At 68.3% G+C, this 8,622-nt stretch carries 1 protein-coding gene; it reads right to left on the bottom strand.

Going from position 1 to position 8,622, the window contains the following annotated elements:
• Nucleotides 1-8,610, bottom strand: an 8,610-nt coding sequence (locus AC5Y39_RS11155; protein WP_500048216.1) for an amino acid adenylation domain-containing protein, incomplete at its 3' end; no start/stop codon positions are given.
• Nucleotides 8,611-8,622 lie beyond the last annotated feature (12 nt).

The raw sequence follows: 8,622 nt of genomic DNA, 5'->3' as shown, positions 1-8,622 counted from the left end.
GGCCTGCGGCACCGGCGCACCGATCGGCACCACACCAGACCCTGGCGTCAACGGCGCACTGATCGCCGCATACACCGTGGCTTCGGTTGGGCCGTAGGCGTTGATCATCACCCGCCCGTCGGCCGCCCAGCGATCCACCAACTCGACGGGGCACGCCTCACCGGCCACCACCAACGCGGTGGACTCCAAGCCTTCCGCCGAGAGCAACCCGACGGCCGAGGGAGTCTCACTGAGCACATCGACGTGTTCGCGAATCAGCAGAGCGCGGAACTCTTCCGGCGAGGCGGCCACCTCCTCGGGCACCACCACAAGCCGCCCACCACCGAGCAACGGACCGAAGATGTCCCACACCGACACGTCAAAGGCCAACGAATGCCACTGCGTCCACACACCATCGCGCGGCAACCGCGAAGCCACCGACTCGACAAACCGCGTGGCGTTGTGATGAGTGATCGCCACACCCTTGGGCACACCCGTGGTGCCGGAGGTGTAGATGATGTAGGCGATGTCATCGGCGACCGGACCCGGCAGCGCCGTGCTCGATAAGGTGTCGATGCGCGGATCGTCCACATCGACGACCACGACATCGCCGTCAACCCGCGCCGCTAACCCAGCGGTGCTCACCACCGCGACCGGCTTGGCGTCGCCGAGGATCACCGCGATGCGCGCTTCGGGCACCGCCGGGTCGATCGGCAGATACGCCGCCCCGGTCTTGAGCACCGCCAGAATCGACACGATCGCCTGCGCGGAGCGCGGCAACAGCAGTGCCACAGACTGTCCTGGCCGCGCACCCAAGTGAACGAGCATGTGTGCCAAGCGATTCGACGCCTCATCGAGCTCGCGATAGGTCAGCGACCGGTCGCCACACGTAACCGCGGTCGCGTCGCCAACACGGGCGACCTGCGCCGCGAACAACTCGGTGATCGTCGCCGCGGCCGGCGCGGGCTGGGTCAGAACCGCCCGATTACCCAGCTCATCCAGCCGGGCATATTCCTGCTCATCGAGCACATCGATCGTCGACAACCGCCGCGCCGGATCGGCGGTGATCGCCGTCAACACCCGCCGCAGCCGGTGGATCAACACCTCGATACTGGCCGCGTCGAACACGTCGGTGCGGAACTCCACCGACCCACCGATGCCTGCGGGTTCCCCGGACGCATTCCAGCGCTCACCGAGGGAGAACCCCAAATCCATTCGCGCGGCGCGGGTTTGCACTGGCAGCTGGCTTACCTGCACATCGCCCAACGCCAAGTCTGGCACCGGGGCGTTGCCCTGGCCGGTGAAGTTCTGCCAGGCCAACAACACCTGGATCAGTGGGTGATGGCTCAATGACCGTGTCGGGTTGAGCCGTTCGACGAGTACTTCGAAGGGCACGTCTTGGTGTTCGTAGGCGGCCAGGCTGCGCTGGCGTACCTGCTCGAGCACTTGCGTGACGGTAGGGTCACCGTCGACCTCGACGCGCAGCACCAGGGTGTTGACGAAGAAGCCGACCAGATCGTCGAGTGCCGGGTCGCGGCGCCCGGCGATCGAAAAACCAAGGGCCACATCGGAAGTGGCGCAGATCTTGGACAGCAGCACCGCCAACGCGGCCTGCACCACCATGAAGGTGGTGGCATTGTGTTCGCGGGCCACCTCGGCGACCTGCTGCTGCAATTCGGCCGGCCAGTCCACCGCCACGCTGGCCCCGCGGTAATCGGCGACCGCCGGATACGGCCGATCCGTGGGCAGCGCCAACCGTTCCGGCAAGTTGACCAACGCGTCCTGCCAGAAGGCCAGCTGGGCGTTGATGCGGCTGTCGGGATCGTCGAGATCACCGAGCTGGGCCCGCTGCCACAACGTGTAATCGATGTACTGCACCGGCAACGGCGCCCACCCAGGCGCATGTCCTTCGTGGCGGGCCAGGTACGCCTGTCCCAAGTCGTTGACCAGCGGGGTGATCGACCAACCGTCGGCGGCGATGTGGTGCACCACCGCCACCAGTACATAGTCGTCGTCGGCAAGACGGAAAAGCGTTGCGCGCAAAGGGGTTTCGGTCGCGAGGTTGAACGTGTAGCGGACCTGCTGGCCGATGGCTTCCTCGAGCTGTTGGGCCGGCCAGCCGACCGCATCGATGATCCGCCAACCGAAGTCGGCCTGCTCGGCGGGCAGCACCACCTGCTGGGGCACACCGTCGGCGGCCACGAATACGGTGCGCAGCGTCTCGTGGCGGGCCACCACATCGGCCAGCGCCGCACCCAATGCGTCGACATCCAGCGCGCCGCGCAGTTGCAGCGCGACCGCCATGTTGTAGACCGGCGACGGGCCCTGCAGTTGATCCAAAAACCACAGCCGGTTCTGCGCGAACGACAGGGGGATCACGTCCGGGCGCTCGACCGCCGTCAACGGCGCGAGCCCACCGGCGGATTGCGTGATGCGCGGGGCCAACTCGGCGATGGTGGGCGCCTCGAACAATGCGCGCACCGAAACGTCGGCCTCGAAGGCGTTGTTGATCGCGGCGACCACCCGCATGGCCAGCAGCGAGTTCCCACCCAACTCGAAGAAGGAGTCGTCGACCCCGACCCGCTCCACACCGAGCACCGCGGCGTAGATGCCGGCCAGCATTTCCTCGGTGAGATTGCTCGGTGCACGGTAGACGCCGCTCTGATACTCCGGCGCCGGCAATGCCCGCTTGTCGAGTTTGCCGTTGACCGTCAGCGGCAGCGCCTCGAGCACCACGATCGCCGCGGGCACCATGTAGGCCGGCAGCCGCCCGCCCAGCTGGGCGCGCACCGCGGCCGGGTCGGCGGTGCCGGTGATGTAGCCGACGAGGCGCTTGTCACCGGGGCGGTCTTCGCGGGCAACGACGACGGCTTGGTCCACTCCGTCGATGTCGGCCAGCACGGCTTGCACGTCGCCCAGTTCGATGCGATAGCCGCGGATCTTGACCTGCTCATCAGCGCGGCCCAGATACTGCAACTGCCCGTCGGCACCCCAGCGCACCAAATCCCCGGTGCGATACATCCGCTGCCCGGGCGCCCCGAACGGGCACGCCACAAACCGCGACGCGGTCAACCCGGCACGGCGCACATAGCCGCTGGCCACGCCGTGCCCGGCCACATACAGCTCGCCGACCGTGCCGGTTGGTACCGGGCGCAACCAGGTGTCGAGCACAAAGAAGGCCGCTCCGGGTGCCGGCGTGCCGATCGGCACCACCGCGGTTCCCGGGCTCAGCGGCGCGCTGAACGACGTGTACCAGGTCTCGGTGGGACCGTAGGCGTTGAGCATCAAGCGCCCAGGCGCCCACCGATCCACCAGCTCGGGCGGGCACGCCTCCCCCGCGACCACCAACGCCACCGACTCCAACCCCTGCGGCGACAGCGCCGCCGCAGCCGACGGTGTTTGGTTGAGCACCGTGACCTGCTCGCCCACCAACAATGCGTGGAAGTCCTCGGGTGAGGCGGCCACTGCTTCGGGCACCACCACCAGCCGCCCACCGCCGAGCAGCGGGTTGAAGATCTCCCACACCGACACGTCGAACGCCAACGAATGCCACTGCGACCACACCCCGTCACGCGGCAGCCCGACGTCCACCGACTCGAGCAGATGCGTCACGTTGCGGTGCGTCAGCGCCACACCCTTGGGTGTGCCGGTGGTGCCCGAGGTGTAGATCAGGTAGGCCAGATCATCGGCGGCCGGGGCTGGCAGCGGTGTGCTCGGCTGTGTCTGGATGGCTGGATCCTCGACGTCGACGATCGCGACGTCACCTTTGAGGACGTCAAGCCCTGCCGCCACAGCGGCGGTGCTCACCACCGCGACCGGCTTGGCGTCGCCGAGGATCACCGCGATGCGCGCCTCGGGCACTGCCGGGTCGATCGGTAGATAGGCGGCCCCGGTTTTGAGCACCGCGAGAATCGCGACGATGGCCTGTGCGGAGCGCGGCATCAGCAGTGCCACGCATTGGCCTGGGCCGGCGCCGTGGCCGATGAGCTTGTGCGCCAATCGGTTTGAGGCTTCGTCGAGTTGGGTGTAGGTGAGGGATTGGCGTTGGTCGGTGATGGCGGTGGCGTGCGGGGCGCGGGTCACCTGCGCGGCGAAAAGTGTTGGGATGGAAGGGGTTTGGGGCGCGGGCCGGGTCAGTACCGCCCGGTTGCCGAGCTCGTCGAGGCGGGCCTGGTCGGCGGGGTCGAGCATATTGATGGTCGACAGCGGTTGGCCCGGGTCGGCGGTCATCGCCGCCAGCAGGTGCTCCAAGCGTGTCATCAGCGCCGCGACGGCGGGCTCATCGAAGACGTCTTTGTCGAATTCGATGCGCAGCCCCAGCTCGCGGCCGGGCACTGCGACCACCGACAGGGGGTAGTGGGTGGATTCGTGGTTGGTGATGTCGGTGACGGCCAGCCCGGCCGCCCCCGACAGCGCTTCGGTGTCGATCGGGTAGTTCTCGTAGACGAACAGCGTGTCGAACAGCTGCTCGACTCCGGTGAGACGGTGGATGTCGTGCAGCGCCAGATGCTGGTGCTCCAGGGTCTGGTGGTGCGCGGTCGTGAGCTGCTCGAGCAGATCGACGGTGCTGGTGTGCACACCGATGAGGGCGCGCACCGGCACGGTGTTGATCAACAACCCCACCATGGAGTCGGCGCCGGCCAACTCCGGTGGGCGCCCTGAGACGGTGAACCCGAACGTGATGTCGTGCTGGCCGGTCAGCGACGACAGCAAAAGCGCCCACGCGGCCTGCAGCACGGTGTTGGCGGTGGTGTGCTGGGTGCGCGCCAGCTCTGCGACCGCGGCGGTGATGTCTTCGGGGATCGCGAACGTTTGCACGCCGCGTTCGCCCACGGCCAACCGATCCCCGGGCGCCACCAGGGTGGGGGTGTCGAACCCGGCCAGCACCTGCGCCCACGCCGCACGCGCGGCATCCAGGTCGCGCTCGGCCAGCCAGGTGACGAACCGCCGATAGGGCACCGGCGCACCTAGCGGTTGCTCGTAGTAGCTGGCGAAGATCTCAGACAGCAGGATCGGCATCGACCAGCCGTCCATCACGATGTGGTGCACGGTCAGCACGAACCGGTGCCGATCGGCGCCGGTGCGCACCAACGCGGCACGAAACGCCGGCGGATGGGCCAGATCGCACACCCCGACCCGCTCCGCGGCCACCAGCTGGCTGGTCTGCTGCTCGACATCGGCTTGGCCGGCCAGATCGACGTAGCGCCATGCCGGCACCGCATCGGCGGGGATGATCTGCACCGGCTGCTCGAAGCGCTCGCAGAACCGCGCCGCCAGGTTCGGATGGCGCCCCACCACGACCTGCACTGCGTGGCGCAGCCGATCGGCATCCAACGGGCCGGCCACCGTGAAATCGAGCTGCAACGTGTACAGGTCGGCCACCTCACCACCGGCCGCGGCGGTGCTGGCGTGAAACAACAACCCCTGCTGCAGCGGCGTCAACGGCAAGATGTCGGCGATGCGGTACTGCTCGGCCAGCTCGTCGATCTGCTGCTGAGAAAGCCGAGCCGGCGCAATATCCGAGGGGGTCAACCCGCCCCCGCCGCGGCGCACATGCGCGCAGATCCCACGCAGCGCCTCAAACCACAGCTCGCCCAGCCGGCTGATCTGCGCCTCGCTGAGCACCGCCGGCGCCCACGTCCAGGTCGCGTTGAGGGTGGGGCCCGCCTCGGTGTCCACCGTGGCCGCGTTGAGCTCCAGGGTGTGCGCCAACGGCATCGGCACCGCGGCCACCGCACCCGTCGCCGCCAACGCGTCCTGGCTGATCAACCACAACTCCCCGGACAACTCCGCACCGGCGGCGCCCATCCGACCCAGATAGTTGAACCCGACCGTCGGATCGGCCCCACCCACCTCGACCTCGCGGTTGAGATAACGCAACAGCCCATAGGTCAGCCCGTCGGGCATCCCACGCAGCTGCTCCTTGGCGTCTTTGACCACCGCGCCCAACGCGGCGTCCCCGCCCACCACCTGACTCCACGACACCCCGCCCACCGAAAGCGCGACCGGATACTTCGTGGTGAACCAACCGACGGTGCGCGACAGGTCCACGTCGTCGAACAATTCCTCGGCGCGGCCGTGGCCCTCCACGTCGATACCCACCGCCGCGCTGCCGGTGCCGAAGAACTCCGCCAACGCCAACCCGAACGCGATCAACAACACATCGTTGACCCCGGCGTGAAACGCCGCCGGCACCTCCCCCAACACCATCCGCGTGGTCTCAACCTCCAGCGACACCGCCAACGACCCCGCGCTGGCATAGGTGTCGCGGTCGGGCACCACGGGCGCCACCACCTGTGCGGTGGCCGCCACCTGACGCCACGCCTCCGCCTGCGCCACCACCTTGGGGTCGTCGGCATACTCGGCCAAAAGCCTCGACCAGCGGGCAAACGAGGTGCCCACCGCCGGCAACGCGATCGGCTGGCCACTGTGGTGCTGCGCCCACGCAATGTTCAAGTCTTCCAACAGGATTCGCCACGACACCCCGTCGACCGCCAGATGATGGACCATCACCACCAACTGACGCACCGAAGCCACCCACAACGCGGCGAGCATCACCCCCGCTGCCGGGTTCAACCGCTGTCGCGCGGCCACCAACGCCTCATCAGAGATGACGTCGACGGTCTGCACGCACGCAGCCGCATCCACCGATCCCACCGGCGGTATCGACAGCGCCCACCCGCCGGCACCGTCGTCATCGACCCGCAGCCGCAGCGTGGCATGCCGATCCACCAACGCCTGCAACACCACCACCACGTCGGCTTCACCGACCCCGGCCGGGGCCTGCAGCACCACCGTCTGATTGAACTGATCGACCGGACCCTGCACCGTCTGCAACCAGCGAATGATCGGCGTCGCCACCACCGCGCCGGTGCCCTCATCGGCCACCTCCGCCGCATCCGCGGTGCGCACCACCCGCGCCAGCTTGGCCACCGTCTGCTCGACGAACACATCCCGCGGCTTGCACACCACACCGGCCGCCCGCGCGCGTGACACCACCTGCATCGACAAGATGCTGTCGCCGCCCAACTCGAAAAACGAGTCGTCCACCCCGACCCGCTCCACCCCCAACACCTCGGCGAAGATGCGGGCCAACAACTCCTCGGTGGGCGTGCCCGGCGCCCGATACGCCCCACCGCCATCCAGATACTCCGGCGCCGGCAACGCCCGCGTGTCGAGCTTGTTGTTGGCCGTCAACGGCAGCGACTCCAACACCACCACCGCCGCCGGCACCATATAGGTGGGCAGCCGCTCAGCCAGCTGCGCGCGCACCGCCACCGCATCGACCGCCCCGCTGACCGTCTCGGTGACATACCCCACCAGACGCTTATCACCCGGGCGGTCCTCCCGGGCGATCACCACTGCCTGCTTGACCCCGTCCAACGCCCCCAGCGCCGACTGCACCTCGCCCAGCTCGATGCGATACCCGCGGATCTTGACCTGCTCGTCGGTGCGGCCCAGATACTGCAACTGCCCGTCAGTGCCCCAGCGCACCCGATCCCCGGTGCGATACATCCGCGCGCCCGGACCGCCGAACGGGCACGCCATAAACCGCGACGCCGTCAACCCCGAGCGGCCCACATAACCGTTGGCCACCCCCGCCCCGGCCACATACAACTCACCGGCCACCCCCGCCGGCGCCGGCCGCAGCCACTTGTCCAGCACAAACAACGCCGCCTGCGGCACCGGCGAACCAATCGGCGGCGCGCCCGAACCCGGCCTCAACGGCGCACTGATCGACACACACATCGTCGTCTCGGTCGGGCCGTAGGCGTTGACCATCACCCGGCCAGCCGCCCACGCATCCACCACCTCCGGCGGACAGGCCTCACCGGCCATCACCAACGCCACCGACTCCAAACCCTGCGGGTCCAGCGCCGACACCGCCGACGGCGTCTGCGTCAACACACTGACCTGCTCGGCCACCAGCACATCGTGGAAATCGTCCGGCGAGGCGGCCACCACCTCAGACACCACCACCAGCCGCCCACCACGCAGCAACGCCCCGAAGATCTCCCACACCGACACGTCGAACGCCAACGAATGACACAACGCCCACACACCCGGCTTGGGCAGGCCCGCATCCAGCGACTCCAGCAACTGCGTGACGTTGTGATGGGTCACCGCCACACCCTTGGGCACACCGGTGGTGCCCGACGTGTAGATCAGATACGCCACATCGTCAGGCGCCGCCAACGCCAACCCCGTCACCGGCTCGGCCTCGATGCGCGGATCGTGCGCGTCGATCACCGCAACCTCGAACCCATCCAGGCGCTGCGCCAACTCCGCGGTGCTGATCACCGCCACCGGAGCAGCATCACCCAACATGAACTCGATACGCGCATCCGGCACCACCGGATCGATCGGCACATACGCCGCCCCCGTCTTGAGCACCGCCAGAATCGACACCACCGCCCGCGACGACCGCGACATCAACAGCGCCACACACCGGCCAGGCCCAGCACCGCGACCGGCCAACAAATGCGCCAACCGGTTCGACAACTCATCCAACTCGCGATACGTCAACGACACACCCCCGCCGCTGACCGCCACCGCCTCCGGGGCCCGCGCCACCCACTCGGCGAACACCTCCGGAATCGACCGCGCCGGCGGCCCCGGACGAGTCAACACCGCACGATTAGC

Source organism: Mycobacterium sp. NGS39 (assembly GCF_059812765.1).
Note: the sequence above shows the minus strand (reverse complement) of the source record. Positions and strands in the feature narration are given on the sequence as shown.